A 14,680-nucleotide genomic window follows, 5' to 3' on the forward strand; every position below is an offset into this window, starting at 1 on the left:
TTGGTCTGGTAGTTCAGCTGGTTAGAATACATGCCTGTCACGCATGGGGTCGCGGGTTCGAGTCCCGTCCAGACCGCCAAAATTAATTAAAAGGCATCCATTTGGATGCCTTTTTTTGGTTTTATCCCCTCCTATTATCCCCAAGTAAATACTTTTTCATTAAATATTTTTATAAAAATAAATGAGTATATTTATTTTATCAATTTACCCTACTTATGGAAATCCCAAATGACAGCTCGAACTCCGAAGGTAGAACGGTAGCCATCATATCCTACCTCACAGTGATAGGACTTATTATTGCGATCGTCTTGAATGAGGAAAAAAAGCATGATGAAGCCAGCTTTCATATCCGTCAATCCATGGGCCTATTTATATCTATTGGATTAGTTTTACTCCTTACCTATATCCCTGTCGTTGGCAATATCTTAGCCAGTATTGGACTCCTCTATTTTATTGTTTTATGGGGTTTTGGCATAGTTAATGCCGTATTTGGGCACAAGAGAAGAATCCCTACAGTAGGTTTGTACTATGAAAAAGTGTTTTCAAATTTATAGAAAACAGTCGGTTCAATTTCTGTATACAAGTTCTTTCTGCATCAATAACTAATATTCCATAAAGATTTATTAAGGTTATTGATAATACATAAAATTTGCATTACGTTTGGGAAGTAAATTGAAAATTTAATTTAATTTACAGAAAGGTGGGTTACTATTTGAAAATAAGGGTATTAATTAGTGAGTAAAATAAAGAAAATCATTGCAAACACTCGAAGCGATCAAGAGCTTTTGGAGGGGATTCGATTAGGAGATAATGCGGCGATAGCTTATGTATATAAATCTTGTTATCCTTCGGTGTCCCATATGATCATCAATAGCCGAGGAAACGAAGATGAAGCCAAAGATATTTTTCAAGAAGCCATCTTAGTTTTATACGATAAAGTTACTCATCAACAATTTGAATTAAGCAGCAAATTAAGTACGTTCTTATATGCCGTCTGTAGAAGGTTATGGCTAAAACAACTTGGAAAAAAAGGTGGCGCTATTCATTTAGATGACCATGAGAATTTAGATATTCCTGATCTGGAAGAAGATATAGTCAATCATGCGGAGCAAGAATTAAAATTCGAGCATATGCATGTCGCTTTAGCGGGTCTTGGTGAACCTTGCGCAACGATTCTTAAAGATTTTTACATCGCCAACAAATCGATGCAAGATATCTGTGACAAGTTGGGTTATACCAATACGGACAATGCTAAAAATCAAAAATATAAATGTTTACAACGATTAAAAAGGTTGTTTTTTGAACAACATCAAAAAAATGGGTAATTTAATGAATCGACAAGAATTTTTAGAGTTAGCAGACCGCTACTTACGCGATGAATTGTCGGAAAGTGAAATCATAGCATTTAATACCTTGATCGCAGCAGATCAAGAGTTGAATGAAGCATTCCTTGCGCAGCAAAATTTTATAAATACGTTTAAACAGCATCAACAGCGTGAAGATTTTAAATTCGCCCTTACAGATGTGATGGAAAACACATCCACTGAACCTATCGTATATAGGATGTGGAAAAAGCTAAAAATTAATGCTATTGCTGCTGCAGCAGTAGCCATTATTTCTTCTTTAGCTACCTTGTATCTTACAGGATATTTTTCGACTTTACGTAAAACGACTTCCGATTATAGTGCTTTAAAACGTGAAGTAAACAATGTAAAACGAAATGTCAATGCCCATCAAGATGCCATCCAAAATATAAGTAAAGAAAATACACCTCAAGCCGCCCTTCATTTTGGCGCTACAGGCTTTATGTTAACCAAAGATGGCTATGTCGTAACCAATTATCACGTCGTTAGTGGAGCAGATTCTATTCATTTACAGAATGCTGCAGGACATACCTATAAAGCATCCATTGTCCATTTAGACCAAGAAAAAGACATTGCCATATTGCATATATCGGATACCAGCTTTAAGAGTGTCACGAATATTCCTTATACTTTCAAACGTCAGAATATTGATTTAGGAGAAGACATCTATACCATTGGCTATCCAAGAGATGAGGCTGTTTATGGCGAAGGTTATTTAAGTTCAGCAACTGGCTATACAGGGGATACCACGGCTTATCAAATTTCTATTCCTGTCAACCCTGGAAACAGTGGTGGACCTGTGATAGATAAACATGGTAATATCATCGGAATTATCTCTGGAAAACAAAAGAGTTTGGATGGTGCTGCATTTGCCATAAAAACCAAAGCATTAATAGAAACCTTAAATCGCATTCCAAAAGAATCTTTAAAAGGCAATATTGTTTTAAGCAGTAAGAACAGCTTAAATAAGTTACCTAGAACAGAACAAATTAAAAAATTGCAAGACTTTATATACATGGTCAAAGTATATTAATAGCAAGTTTTCGCTCAAGCGTATTATTTAAAGATTATATAAATGAGGTTATTGAAGAAATAACCTCATTTTTAGTTTTGTAATTTATTCAAGACAAGTGCTATTTCTAACCGAAAATCGAATTAAAATTTAAAAATTATCTTTTACTTTGCATTGCTTAATATATAGGTTAAAAATTTACAAAAATTAACTAAAGCATACATTAAACCAATTAAAGAATTAAAAAAAGTAATTATTTATTTAACAGTATGAAAAAATCATATTTATTTTCATTGTTGATTTGCTTATCAACAGTCACTTACCATTCAAGTGCTCAAACCTCCACGTTCGAAAACAATAAATGGTCTGGATTTTTCGATCAGGAAAAATTTAATCAAAATTTCGAAGATAAGACTGCATCCCTATTACTGAATGAACAATTTATAAATCCTCAAGATGCAGCAAACAAATTAATTGAGGTGGAAGGTCTTAAAATCAAACTTAACAAACCTAAAACGAGAACTAAAGCCTTGAGTTCTGCAGAAATTGCGTCTATCATCCAACCTTCTTTCGTCGCTTTCGGGGTAGCCTACGACTGCGGAAACTGCCACAAGACCCATATTAACCCAGCATCTGGCTATATTATTAGTGAAGATGGATTAATTGTTACAAATTATCATGTCATTGAAAGTTATACAAAAACCAGCGATAACAAGAATTTAGCCATGACTGTACAAGGCATAGATGGAGAGGTGTATTTAGTTACCGAAGTAATTTCCAGTTATAAAGCCGCAGATTTGGCAATCGTAAAAATAGATACCAAAGGCAAAAAACTGAAAGCATTGCCTTTAGGAAATACAGCCAATGTAGGTGACGATGTTTTTGTAATCAGTAATCCTGCGCCTATGATCAATTATTTTACGGTAGGAAAAGTAGCTAGAAATTATTTAGGTTATTTCAATTCCAAAGAAAAGCTACCTCAAACAGATATCACAGCCGATTATGCTGCTGGCTCTAGCGGAGCTCCCATCGTAGACCAATACGGCAATGTGGTTAGCACAGTCTCCGCCACACGCTCCATCTACTACAATCCAAAAGAACAGAAAAACTTACAGATGGTAGCAAAAAACACCATTCCTGTCGTTTTGTTAAAAGAACTTATTGCAAATTAATGCCCTAGTTTGCCAACTCAAAAAAATATTATGCAAAAAGGAAAGAAGCCAATCATACGATTGGCTTCTTGAACTTTAAATATATTACTCTAGTTATTTATTTGGCTGTGGAGTTGTTCTCAGGTAAGGCTTTATTTCTTTAAACCCTTTAGGAAATTTACCTGGAATATCCTCTGTTTTTATGGCAGGTACTACAATTACATCTTCCCCATCTTTCCAATCTGCAGGAGTCGCTACCTGATATTGATCTGTTAATTGTAAGGAATCAATCACCCGTAAGATTTCTTGAAAATTCCTCCCTGTTGATGCTGGATACGTGATAGTCAATTTCACTTTTTTATCCGGACCTATCACAAATACCGAACGTACTGTCGCAGTCGCGGAAGCATTGGGATGAATCATATCATACAATTGTGCCACTTGACGATCTTCATCTGCAATAATCGGAAAATTTACTTCCGTATTTTGTGTTTCATTTATATCCAAAATCCATTGCTGATGATCTTCTACTGAATCTACACTGAGGGCTAACACCACTACATTCCGTTGATCAAACTCCGACTTTAGTTGAGCTGTTCTACCTAATTCGGTCGTACATACCGGTGTGTAATCCGAGGGATGCGAATACAATACAACCCATTTACCATTAATATATTCGTGGAAATCGATATCTCCTATCGTTGTCTTTGCCTGAAAATTTGGTGCTTCATCACCTAATCTTAAACTCATATCTATTAATTTTAATTTTATTAACTTAATTAACCAATTAACTCTACCAATATAGTAGATATTATTTGTTATTCCAAACAATATCCAGGAATATGACAATAAAATTTGTCTTACTCCCTAAACAAATCCATACGCCATTAGTTTTTAACATTCCATTATTCCGCTCCGCAGTTGCTCCCAGTATACGCTGTACATAAACACAAATTTTTTGTTATGCTTGCATAGTATAAATTAGTTATATTTGATTAACCATAGTAAACAAGCATATGCATTTTCAACTTTCCGAAGAACAAATCATGATTCAAAATGCGGCAAGGGAGTTTGCCCAAGAATTAAAAAAAGGAGTTATCGAACGAGATGAAGCCGCCCAATTCCCTACAGAATTTGTAAAAAAAATGGGTGAACTAGGTTTCATGGGCATTATGATTCCAGAAATCTATGGTGGGGCAGGAATGGATACGATGTCTTACGTATTGGCCCTAGAGGAGATTGCAAAAATAGATGCCTCTGCGGCAGTCATTATGTCTGCTCACAATTCATTAGTATTGTATGGACTTCATGCCTATGGCACAGAAGAACAAAAAAATCGATTCTTAAAACCACTAGCATCCGGCGAAAAACTTGGTGCATTCGCGCTCTCAGAACCAGAGGCGGGATCAGATGCATCCTCCCAGCACACGTTAGCAGAAGACAAAGGCGATTATTACTTGCTCAATGGTACTAAAAACTGGATAACTAACGGCGGAAATGCCGATATCTATTTGGTCATCGCGCAAACACATCCCACATTAGGTCACAAAGGAATTAATGCACTTATCGTTGAAAAAGGCACAGCAGGCTTCAGTATAGGTCCGAAAGAAAATAAACTAGGAATTCGTAGTTCAGATACCCATTCATTACACTTTACGGACGTTAAAATCCCAAAAGAAAACCGAATTGGAGCAGATGGTTTCGGATTCAAATTTGCGATGAAAACATTGGATGGTGGCCGTATAGGCATCGCGGCACAAGCATTAGGAATTGCTGCGGGTGCCTATGATTTATCCTTGGCCTATTCCAAAGAACGGAAGACATTTGGAAAACCCATATCCAACCACCAAGCCATTCAATTTAAATTAGCTGATATGGAGGTAGAGATTGAAGCAGCGCGACTTTTAACCTATAAAGCAGCCTGGACCAAAGACCAAGGACTAGCATTCGGTAAAGAAGCTGCAATGGCAAAATTGCACGCATCAGAAGTAGCCATGAAGCACAGTATTGAAGCAGTGCAAATCCATGGTGGATATGGTTACGTCAAAGATTACCATGTAGAACGACTCATGCGCGATGCAAAAATCACCCAAATCTATGAAGGCACTTCAGAAATTCAACGCTTAGTAATCGCAAGAGAAATATTGAAATCATAATCCAAAGTCCAAAATACCACAAAGGCTATCTTCTCACCCGGAAGAAAGTCTTTATGCATAGGTACAGCCGAAGGATAAACCCAATAAAACGCGCGAAATATTTCAACTTTAGCAAGCAAAAAATATTTTAAACAAGTGAAATTTATTCATTTTTAAGTCTACTCAACTGCATCTTATACGGATCTCCTTCGGATGTTCTTCGGATTTCACTTGAAAAGACCCGAACAAGAACCAAAGAAGATGCCTGTAAAAACCGAATATTCGGCAGATCTTAACCGATTAATACAATTAGCTAATCCATTAGCAAACAGACAGCTACGGGATTCGAATGGACTTGTAAGTCCGCTTTAAAAAACTACAAAATCATTTCCGCATTGAATAATATACCTTAACTTAGAATTTGGGAACTAATCGGATTAATACACGAAGTCTCTAAATTCATAATCCTTCAAATGATGATTTACATCAGCCACATTATTAACAACCGATCAGCAGAAGAGCGAATAAATTACCCCTACCATATCCCTGCATTAAAACAGATGGATAAGTTGGAGTTCCGAAAACCCGTCACTTTTATTATTGGAGAAAATGGGGCTGGAAAATCAACCTTAATAGAAGCTATTGCGATCAAAGCGGGTTGCAACCCAGAGGGAGGTAGTGCCAATTTCAACTTCAGTACTCACCAAAGCCATTCTAACCTCTACGAAGATATTCAGCTTATCCGAACGGTAAACCGAAACAAAGACACTTATTTTTTGAGAGCAGAGAGTTTTTACAATGTGGCCACAGCGATCATTGAATATGGAACGATAGCGTCATATGGTGGTTCATTGCACGATCGTTCACATGGGGAAAGTTTTTTAAATTTATTGCATTACCGATTATCTGGGAAAGGATTGTATATTTTTGATGAGCCAGAATCGGCATTATCCATTATGAGCCAGTACAATATGCTGATCAAAATAAAAGAGCTCGTAGAAAAAGAATCGCAATTCATTATTGCGACACATTCACCATTTTTGTTGGCCTATCCTGGCGCAGATATTATTCAAATCACTAATAACGGCCACGAACTTGTCTCTTTGGAAGAAACAGAACAATTTCAAATGACCAAATTTTTTGTAGAGAATTACCAATCTTTAATCCGCGAATTGGGATTGACACCTTAACAAGAAGCTCTTGTTAACTAAAGAGTTCATTAATATCTGCTTTACTCAATGACTTCACAAAGGATTCTTCTGTAGTAATTAAAGCATTCGCAATGGATTTCTTATTGCCTTGTAGTGCCAGAATTTTCTCTTCTATGCTATCCTTAGCAATAAATTTATAAATAAAAACATTCTTCGTTTGCCCAATACGATGACTACGGTCTATGGCTTGTTGTTCAACCGCTGGATTCCACCATGGATCCAGAATAAATACGTAGTCTGCTTCGGTTAAGTTTAGCCCTACTCCACCGGCCTTGATAGATATTAAGAAAACTTGAACATCCGCATGTTCTTTAAAACCCTTTACAGCCTCACTCCGGTCTTTAGTAGCCCCGTCCAAATAGGCATGTTTAATTTGATGTTTATTAAAATAATCCTTAAAAATTTGCAGATGTCGGACAAACTGAGAAAAAATCAATAGCTTATTTCCTTCTTTTAGGATAGACTGCATCAATTCTATAGCAGCATCAAATTTTCCAGATCCAAACGAATAATCCTGATCGATCATGGCAGGATGATTAGCCAATTGCCTTAATTTAGTCAAGCCTTGTAATAAAGCAATTTGAGAAGCTTTCCCAGAAAAAGCACCATCTAAAATCGCATTTCTATATTCCGATTTTACAGTTTCATAATATTCTTGCTGCTCCTCGGTCATACTGCAATAAAAAATTTGTTCAGATTTTGGCGGAAGTTCCGTAGCTACCTGAGACTTTGTACGACGGAGCACAAAAGGCTTAATGATTGCTTGAAGTTTCTTACTTTTCTGTTCATCTTTCTTCTTCTCTATTGCAAATACAAATTCCTTTTGAAAATAAGCATAACTTCCTAACAAACCAGGGTTGACAAAATGCATTTGTGACCAAATATCGGCCACCGAGTTCTCAATAGGGGTTCCACTCAACGCTAATTTGTTTCGGCTTTTAAAATGGCGAATAGCAGCAAAAGATTTAGATCTAGAGTTCTTAATGTTTTGACTTTCATCCAAAATAACATAATTGAAGAAAAAGCTATTAAAAAGTTCTTCGTCGATACGAGCTATTCCATAAGTGGTAATCACCAAATCAAAGTGTGTAAAAGCAAAATTATCTTTACTACGATGAGCTCCCGTATGCAATAATATTCTAAGTCCAGGCACAAATTTTTCAGCTTCCTTTTGCCAATTGAAAATTAATGAAGTTGGAACGATTAACAAGGATGTTTTCGGATGTTCAGAACCTAGCAGCTGTTCTTTGTTGTATTGCAATACTGCTAACGTTTGAACGGTCTTTCCCAAGCCCATATCATCTGCCAGTAAACCGCCAAATCGATAAGCTTGGAGAAAATGAAACCAATTATATCCGGCCTTTTGGTAGGGCCTTAATGCTCCATTGAAAGCAATTGGCGTCGGTACATCTACGATTTCATCAAATTCGCCCAATTTGTTCAGTTTTCGTTGCATTCCAATCTGGGTATGTTCAGAAATCTCATTCAATAAACCAACATGAGATCTATTTAACCTTAACCCGTCCTTTTGCGTAGAAAATTGAAATAAATGCTCGTATTGAGAAAACCACTCTTGGGGAATAATCGCAATTTCGCCGTTTGGTAATTCAAATTCTTGAATACGATTTAAAATATGCTGTCTAAGTTGAATAAAAGGTATTTCATAGTCACCGAAGCGCACAAAAGCCTGCACATCGAACCAATCATTTTTCTCATTGATCTCAATACTTAAGCTAGTTTTACCAATCAAAAATCTTTTCACATGGTCTGGCTGAATTACTTCATAACCTAATTCCATGAGTTCAGTATAACGATCATTTACCCATTCTATGGAAGACTTGCTAAAACCACTACCGTCATCCATGGGACCATAGGTCCCAAAAAGTGGATCAATTTTTTTTAAACCTAAATCCAATAATTCTTCCGCTTTATTTTCTTCCCAAAGAAGGGATCTTTTAACGCGATAAAATTTATGCTCGTCATTGGATTCTTGATAATCATACTTGACCGTAATGGGATGATGTCCTCCTGCTGCAAAATTAAATTCTCCATATTGGAAATTTAACTGCAATTGGGATTCTTGATCACTACTATACAAGATCCTGAGCTGAGGTTTTGCCTGTTCCTTATAAGTATGTATCGTTAAACCTTCGGCATACACATGATGCTTTTCAATTAAACTCGTAACAAAAGTTTCAAAATATTTTTTTTCTGTGTTCTTGGGAATGGAAATAAATCTTTTTTGAAGAAAGGGTGTTAATTTCTTTCCTTCCAATTCTTCATCAAAATGATACAGTACTGAATCCAACAATAACCAAGCTTGTTGATTAATAATAACCTCCGCATTCTTAAACATAAATTCCATGCGGTGCCCATCATATTTTAGGGTAGGGAAATAGCGTGTTTCATTCTCCGTTTTTCGGAAATGAAATAATATGGAAGTTGATTTTTCAGCAATTTTTAATTCTTGATCAGCAGGATACCCATCTTTACTCATTAAAAATAAGGGTTTATCGCCAATCAAATGGAGGATACTTAAAATACGTTGTTCTATTTTAGGACGAATAAAATCGTAAATTTTGGAATCGAAAATTTTGGTGAAATAATCTACTGGTCGAATTGCCTTTTTATGAAATCGCTTAATAATTTGCGTTTGTTCGATTTCATCAGCCCATTTAATTAACTGGTAATCAACCTCATCCAAAACAGCGCTAAATTCACTAACTGTATTGCTGAATACCCTTTTATACGAAAGGGAATAGCTCCCATTTTGATTTAAATAGACAATATGAGGCTCTATGAGAAAGCCTAAATAAGGATGCTTTCCTAAAGAATAAACTAAACGATAAGTTGATGAGTTATCTACCTGCTGCATAAAGCCATGTTGCTCTCAGAAAAAGCTACTAATATACATTAATTGGAGCTTTTTCTAAGAAAACAACAGATTAAATAATTAAGAAATTTTTACTTTACCGTTAAATACCTGAACCGCGGGACCTGATAAGTAAACTTGCGTAAACACATCTCCCGCTTTGTGGAAAGAAATTTTTAATTGTCCGCCAAGAACGCGAATTGGAATTTCTAAGTCGCCTTCTAAGCCTTCGGATAAGGCAACAGCCATAGCCGATGCCACAGCTCCAGTACCACAGGCATACGTCTCATCTTCTACCCCACGCTCAAATGTTCTTACAAAATAGCCCCCCTCTTCCTTTTCCACAAAATTAACATTAATGCCTTTGGGACCATACGTTTCATTATTTCGAATACTAGATCCATTTAAGTATACCGGATACGTTTCTAAGCCCGTGACAAATTGAACATAGTGGGGAGAACCTGTTTGTAAGACATAGGCCTCGTAATCTTTATGATATTCCCTAACATCTATCATCCCTAATTTAACTTCATTGGCAGAAATACTTGCATCATGGGTACCATCAACCGCCAAAAAGTCAGTGTTTTGTTGTATCACACCTAAATCCCGTGCGAAAGCGACGATACATCGACCACCATTGCCACACATCGAACCTTCTTGGCCATCGGCATTATAGTAAACCATTTGGAAATCATAATTATTATGTTTTTGAAGGAGCATTAATCCATCAGCACCTATTCCAAACCTACGATGACATAATTTTTCAATTAAATCATGGTTTTTAGGATCAAAATCATCGTTTCTATTGTCGATTAATATAAAATCATTACCTGCTCCTTGGTATTTATAAAATTGAATTTCTTTTATCATGGTATTGAAAATCTGCTGTAAATTTAATATTCTTGTTACAATAAATCGAGCTTTTGTTAAATCATGTTAAATTAGAGACAAAGGATGTCCCCCTTAACATTATTTAACTGACAAAACTTGTGCTAAGCATTCTAATGGTATTACATTTGAATAAGAGTTGAAACAAGAATATATATAAAAGTTATAAAAAATATATGAAAAAGATAGGAGCAACATTATTAACAGCCATCATTGGAGGAGCGATAGCAGTAGGCGGGTTTAAGCTCTTTGAAAACAAACAGATGGATGGAATGACGTTTGAGGAACGTCAAAAAGTATATTTTGCCAATAACCCAGGAGCAGAAATTCTGTCTTCTACAGGGAATCCGGATTTTACACAAGCCGCTGCAGCAGTAGCTCCGGGGGTAGTTCACATTCAAGTGACTATGAGTAGCCGAAATTCTCGTGGAGGGGGTGGTGGAAGTGGCTCACCATTCGATATGTTTGAGGAATTTTTCGGAGCTCCTCAGCAACGTCGTGGTCAGCCTCGTCAAGCAACAGCTTCCGGATCAGGCGTAATTATTTCCCCTGATGGATATATCGTAACCAACAACCACGTAGTGGAAGAGGCTGATAAGATTGAAGTGATATTGACTGATAAAAGAAAATTTGAAGCGAAAGTGATTGGTCGCGACCCTAACTTTGATTTGGCTTTATTAAAAGTAAGTGCGACAAGTTTACCAATTGTTAAACTTGGAAATTCAGATAATGTACAAATAGGGGAATGGGTGCTTGCCGTAGGTTATCCATTAGGATTGCAATCTACAGTAACAGCGGGAATTATTAGTGCAAAAGGTCGTCAAATTGGCATCTTAGGTGAATCGCAACAACAACAACAACAACAACGCGGATATGGCTATGGTTATGGAGAACCTGAGCAAATAATCAACACGGCTGTAGAATCCTTCCTTCAAACAGATGCTGTAATTAATAAAGGTAATAGTGGAGGTGCATTAGTGAATGCAAAAGGAGAATTAATTGGAATTAATTCTGCTATAGCTTCCCCAACTGGAACCTATGCAGGTTACGGATTTGCAATTCCAATCAATTTAGCGAAGAAAATTTTAGATGACTTCAAAGAGTTTGGAAGCGTTAAACGTGGATATATTGGAATTACATTCAATGAAATGGATGATGCTATCCGTAAAAAAGCAGGCATTGAAGATGTAAATGGCTTATATGTGAATGATGTTGTGAAAGGTGGAGCAGCGGAAGCTAGTGGCATTAAAGCTGGTGATATTATCACTAAAGTGGAAGGTAAAGTGATTTACGGTTCTCCTGATTTACAAGAGCATATCGCTAGATTACGCCCAGGTGATAAGGTTAAATTAACGTACAAACGTGGAGGTCAAGTAAAAGAAGTTAATGTAACGTTGAAGGGTGAAGAAACAAAAGCGAAAATAGCGGATGAGGAATCCAGTGCATCAGCCACTGAAATCTTTAATAAACTAGGTGCAAGTTTTGTTCCAGCGCCAGATTCACGTAAACAAGAATTAGGCATTAGCTCTGGTGTCGTGGTATCACAAGTGCACCGCGGTGGCGTATTCGAATACTTTGGAGTAGAACGCGGATTAGTGATTACCAAAATAAATGGTAAACCTGTTAATTCCGTAGATGATATTGAAACGGCTTTAGGTAGCACAAAACGAAATATTGTCCGAATTACTGGAGTACCTGAAAAAGGTAGTACGGTAGAATTCAATGTTCCTTTGCAGTATTAGATATACATCATTAAATGAGGCTGTCTAAAAAGGTCTCTTAAAAAAATAACCCCGTCATTAAAGAATGGCGGGGTTTTCTGTTTTTTGTCCTTAAGATTTAGTATCTTAAGGTGCACCCAAAAAACAATATGGGAACCATACATTTCAAAGCGTTTCCATCCAATAGTCCGAGTCTTTTTCCTGAGAATATTTTAGATCGTTTCCCATTAAAGCATCCTGTTCGGTTGCTGAATCAGGTTGTTGAACCGTTGGATCTGGAGCATATTTTCATCTGCTGTTCGGATGGAAAAATAGTTGTCTTGCTATTCTTTTTCATGAAATTTATCTCTCTAAACCAATGCTGCAAAAATATTAGCATTTTGAAATGTGAAAGCAATGTCATATTTGGAACATAGAAAAAATATGACTAGTGACGTAGTATCAATTATCAACACGGCCAAGATTAATGGCTGTTGGATATATTATGAAAAAAAGCACCCTTAGGGTGGTAGTGTGAAGCGAAGCAATCAAGCCGAAAAAGATGGATAGGGGAAAAAAGTTTAAATCCTGTATTATCATGATCGTATGCATGTCCGGAAACAGTAAACCCTTTTTGAAAAGCAAAATAACAACGGACTTTGTTGTCAACCGGAAATGTCAATTTCAACTCAGGACTAAGTGTAATAATTTATATATTAATTCCGAGAGTATATTGGGGAATGTTCCTTTAATAGTTCCTGCAATTGACCAATTTAAATCAGAAATAAATAATTGGGTTCCTATAGATAATTGTGAATCCATTTTCTATCCATATAATGGATTCATGGGTAAAATAATATTATGATAACACACTTAAGATAAGTTTTCATCAAACAGTTTTAATTGGTATGCTCCTGCACACTATTCTCTGTAAGTTAGTTAACAAAAGTCTTTTTAATTTCAATAACCCGTTCTTTACCTTGCCCAATTAACGAACCATTCAAATAATACTCTTTACATTTTATTACGTCGTTTTCCAAAATTATTTTTCCAGAAATCGTATCTGCGGGTAATCCGTTATTCCAATTAATTATTAAGTTTGAATTCACAAAATGCGGTGAAATGAAGACCGACATTGCAAACCTTCCATCATCTTGTTTTCTAATAAAAAAAGATGTCGGTGCCATATACTCATATGTAAAATCTAATTTCTTTGAAGGAGAACTTCCGTTTCCATTATTTCCATAAGATTCAATTTCTATATCCTCAGAGACAATACTAAATGAGAAATCACTGTCTGGATTTAATAGGTCTTCATTCGATTCATCCTTAACATACAACTTAATTTCATTATCTAGCTGATAATATTTATTTGATTTGGCACACGACATCACTAAAGGAAATAAAATGACCAATAAAAATATTTTTTTCATATCACAATAATTTAATTTGTTATTTATTTAAAAAAAACGATTACTTTAATTAATAAATAATACGACTCTGAATTAAGAAATGCTACATTTTAAAATAATATCCTCAAGCTATATTCTTTAACACATTAAATAACTGTTCTATTAATGATGAGTTGTGAAAAAGAAACCAAACCAACTGTAAAAGTTGATGCTCCAACATCTGTCGATGAAGGTTTGAAAGCACTGGGGTTTAATCCAACTACAACCAAAAAGATGGGTGATACCCTAATTGTCGAAGGGGATATTATATTATATAAGTCTAAGCTATTACAGAATCTTAATAAGACAACAGCAAGACAGGCAATAGCTATTATGGGCGCATTAGATAAAATTGACGTAAAAATAGCTATATCAACGGCCTTCACATCCGCTGAAGTTGCAGTAATTAAAGATGCATTAAGTGAATTTACAATAGGAAAACGAGGAAATTATGGATATAACTCTATAACATAGGTCTCTGAAACACAAAATCCAGATGCTAGAATCGTCTTCGCTACACTTTCTTCCGGAACTTGCGGTCAAGCCGAATTGCCTATACAATATATTGTAGGAGGAAGTCTGGTCTATAAAAAATTAGGCACTATAATGCGACTTAGTCAAACTTCTTTTAGAAATTTAAATCCTGCTTCACAAAAATTTTTAGTAGCACATGAATTTGGACATATGATTGGCTTGAGACACACTAATTGGAGAATGGGTGAATCAGAGACAGGCTCCTACAATGGCCAAGCCTAGGGGGCTTATACAGTTTTTGGCACCAATAATTCATCTCTAAATCCTGGCCCAAACTCGGTTTTTAATTCGTATACCTGCGGATACAATTGGGCAGGATTTATTTCAGCAGATTTGACAGCTATTAGATTATTATTGCCTCC

General features: G+C 36.0%; 12 protein-coding genes, 1 tRNA gene and 1 pseudogene. 10 read left to right on the forward strand and 4 right to left on the reverse strand.

The annotated features are described in order from the left end of the window. Positions 1 to 2: 2 nt before the first annotated feature. The 5 genes from ACFRAE_RS13885 to ACFRAE_RS13905 all read left to right on the forward strand — a co-directional run bounded on the left by ACFRAE_RS13885 (position 3) and on the right by ACFRAE_RS13905 (position 3,548). Positions 3 to 79 (forward strand) — tRNA-Asp (locus tag ACFRAE_RS13885). Positions 80 to 215: 136 nt separating this feature from the next. Beyond that, a complete protein-coding gene (locus ACFRAE_RS13890; RefSeq protein ID WP_422797768.1) occupies positions 216 to 554 on the forward strand; it encodes a DUF4870 domain-containing protein in 339 nt (112 codons plus the stop codon). Between the two features lie 180 nt (positions 555 to 734). Next, entirely contained in the window at positions 735 to 1,325 is a 591-nt protein-coding gene (locus tag ACFRAE_RS13895; protein WP_422797769.1) for an RNA polymerase sigma factor, read from the forward strand. Beyond that, on the forward strand, positions 1,318 to 2,397 hold the full coding sequence (locus ACFRAE_RS13900; protein WP_422797770.1) for a S1C family serine protease: 1,080 nt from the start codon (positions 1,318 to 1,320) through the stop codon (positions 2,395 to 2,397). The genes ACFRAE_RS13895 and ACFRAE_RS13900 overlap by 8 nt, the downstream gene beginning before the upstream one ends. Before the next feature lie 248 nt (positions 2,398 to 2,645). Next, the gene (locus ACFRAE_RS13905; protein ID WP_422797771.1) at positions 2,646 to 3,548 is read left to right on the forward strand and encodes a S1 family peptidase; all 903 of its coding nucleotides are present in this window, start codon (positions 2,646 to 2,648) and stop codon (positions 3,546 to 3,548) included. A 93-nt stretch (positions 3,549 to 3,641) separates the two neighbouring features. On the opposite strand, the gene ACFRAE_RS13910 is transcribed toward ACFRAE_RS13905, so the two are convergent. Further along, positions 3,642 to 4,277 carry a peroxiredoxin gene (locus tag ACFRAE_RS13910; RefSeq protein ID WP_422797772.1) on the reverse strand — a complete coding sequence of 212 codons (636 nt, stop codon included), beginning with the start codon at positions 4,275 to 4,277 and terminating at the stop codon, positions 3,642 to 3,644. A gap of 266 nt (positions 4,278 to 4,543) precedes the next feature. Here ACFRAE_RS13910 and ACFRAE_RS13915 point away from each other — a divergent pair, with 266 nt between their 5' ends. Both ACFRAE_RS13915 and ACFRAE_RS13920 read left to right on the forward strand, forming a co-directional pair. Beyond that, positions 4,544 to 5,683 (forward strand): acyl-CoA dehydrogenase, encoded by a 1,140-nt coding sequence (locus tag ACFRAE_RS13915; RefSeq protein ID WP_422797773.1) that lies wholly within the window; start codon positions 4,544 to 4,546, stop codon positions 5,681 to 5,683. 452 nt (positions 5,684 to 6,135) lie between these two features. Beyond that, positions 6,136 to 6,852: an AAA family ATPase gene (locus ACFRAE_RS13920; RefSeq protein ID WP_422797774.1), complete on the forward strand. Its 717-nt coding sequence runs from the start codon at positions 6,136 to 6,138 to the stop codon at positions 6,850 to 6,852. A gap of 13 nt (positions 6,853 to 6,865) precedes the next feature. Here the strand turns inward: ACFRAE_RS13920 and ACFRAE_RS13925 are convergent, their stop codons facing one another. Beyond that, positions 6,866 to 9,748: a DEAD/DEAH box helicase gene (locus tag ACFRAE_RS13925; RefSeq protein WP_422797775.1), complete on the reverse strand. Its 2,883-nt coding sequence runs from the start codon at positions 9,746 to 9,748 to the stop codon at positions 6,866 to 6,868. Positions 9,749 to 9,826: 78 nt separating this feature from the next. After that, positions 9,827 to 10,615, reverse strand: coding sequence for a diaminopimelate epimerase (gene dapF, locus ACFRAE_RS13930; protein WP_422797776.1), 789 nt, complete (start codon positions 10,613 to 10,615; stop codon positions 9,827 to 9,829). Positions 10,616 to 10,809: 194 nt separating this feature from the next. On the opposite strand from dapF, the gene ACFRAE_RS13935 reads away from it, so the two are divergent. Further along, the gene (locus tag ACFRAE_RS13935) at positions 10,810 to 12,375 is read left to right on the forward strand and encodes a Do family serine endopeptidase (protein WP_422797777.1); all 1,566 of its coding nucleotides are present in this window, start codon (positions 10,810 to 10,812) and stop codon (positions 12,373 to 12,375) included. An 893-nt stretch (positions 12,376 to 13,268) separates the two neighbouring features. Here ACFRAE_RS13935 and ACFRAE_RS13940 read toward each other — a convergent pair. Then, positions 13,269 to 13,766, reverse strand: coding sequence for a hypothetical protein (locus ACFRAE_RS13940; RefSeq protein ID WP_422797778.1), 498 nt, complete (start codon positions 13,764 to 13,766; stop codon positions 13,269 to 13,271). Between the two features lie 144 nt (positions 13,767 to 13,910). Here ACFRAE_RS13940 and ACFRAE_RS13945 point away from each other — a divergent pair, with 144 nt between their 5' ends. Both ACFRAE_RS13945 and ACFRAE_RS13950 read left to right on the forward strand, forming a co-directional pair. After that, positions 13,911 to 14,258, forward strand: coding sequence for a hypothetical protein (locus ACFRAE_RS13945; protein ID WP_422797779.1), 348 nt, complete (start codon positions 13,911 to 13,913; stop codon positions 14,256 to 14,258). A gap of 24 nt (positions 14,259 to 14,282) precedes the next feature. Next, positions 14,283 to 14,540 (forward strand): annotated as a pseudogene (locus ACFRAE_RS13950) (zinc-dependent metalloprotease family protein); the annotation flags it as partial. Between the last annotated feature and the right edge of the window lie 140 nt (positions 14,541 to 14,680).

The sequence above is a fragment of the Sphingobacterium sp. HJSM2_6 genome, from assembly GCF_049316305.1.
Classification (GTDB): domain Bacteria; phylum Bacteroidota; class Bacteroidia; order Sphingobacteriales; family Sphingobacteriaceae; genus Sphingobacterium.

Excerpts from the sequence above, each read along its gene's own strand:
- ACFRAE_RS13890 (WP_422797768.1), top strand. The coding sequence starts at position 216 with ATGGAAATCCCAAATGACAGCTCGAACTCCGAAGGTAGAACGGTAGCC.
- ACFRAE_RS13900 (WP_422797770.1), top strand. The coding sequence starts at position 1,318 with ATGGGTAATTTAATGAATCGACAAGAATTTTTAGAGTTAGCAGACCGC.
- ACFRAE_RS13905 (WP_422797771.1), top strand. The coding sequence starts at position 2,646 with ATGAAAAAATCATATTTATTTTCATTGTTGATTTGCTTATCAACAGTC.
- ACFRAE_RS13910 (WP_422797772.1), bottom strand. The coding sequence starts at position 4,277 with ATGAGTTTAAGATTAGGTGATGAAGCACCAAATTTTCAGGCAAAGACA.
- ACFRAE_RS13915 (WP_422797773.1), top strand. The coding sequence starts at position 4,544 with ATGCATTTTCAACTTTCCGAAGAACAAATCATGATTCAAAATGCGGCA.
- ACFRAE_RS13920 (WP_422797774.1), top strand. The coding sequence starts at position 6,136 with ATGATGATTTACATCAGCCACATTATTAACAACCGATCAGCAGAAGAG.
- ACFRAE_RS13925 (WP_422797775.1), bottom strand. The coding sequence starts at position 9,748 with ATGCAGCAGGTAGATAACTCATCAACTTATCGTTTAGTTTATTCTTTA.
- dapF (WP_422797776.1), bottom strand. The coding sequence starts at position 10,615 with ATGATAAAAGAAATTCAATTTTATAAATACCAAGGAGCAGGTAATGAT.
- ACFRAE_RS13935 (WP_422797777.1), top strand. The coding sequence starts at position 10,810 with ATGAAAAAGATAGGAGCAACATTATTAACAGCCATCATTGGAGGAGCG.
- ACFRAE_RS13940 (WP_422797778.1), bottom strand. The coding sequence starts at position 13,766 with ATGAAAAAAATATTTTTATTGGTCATTTTATTTCCTTTAGTGATGTCG.
- ACFRAE_RS13945 (WP_422797779.1), top strand. The coding sequence starts at position 13,911 with ATGATGAGTTGTGAAAAAGAAACCAAACCAACTGTAAAAGTTGATGCT.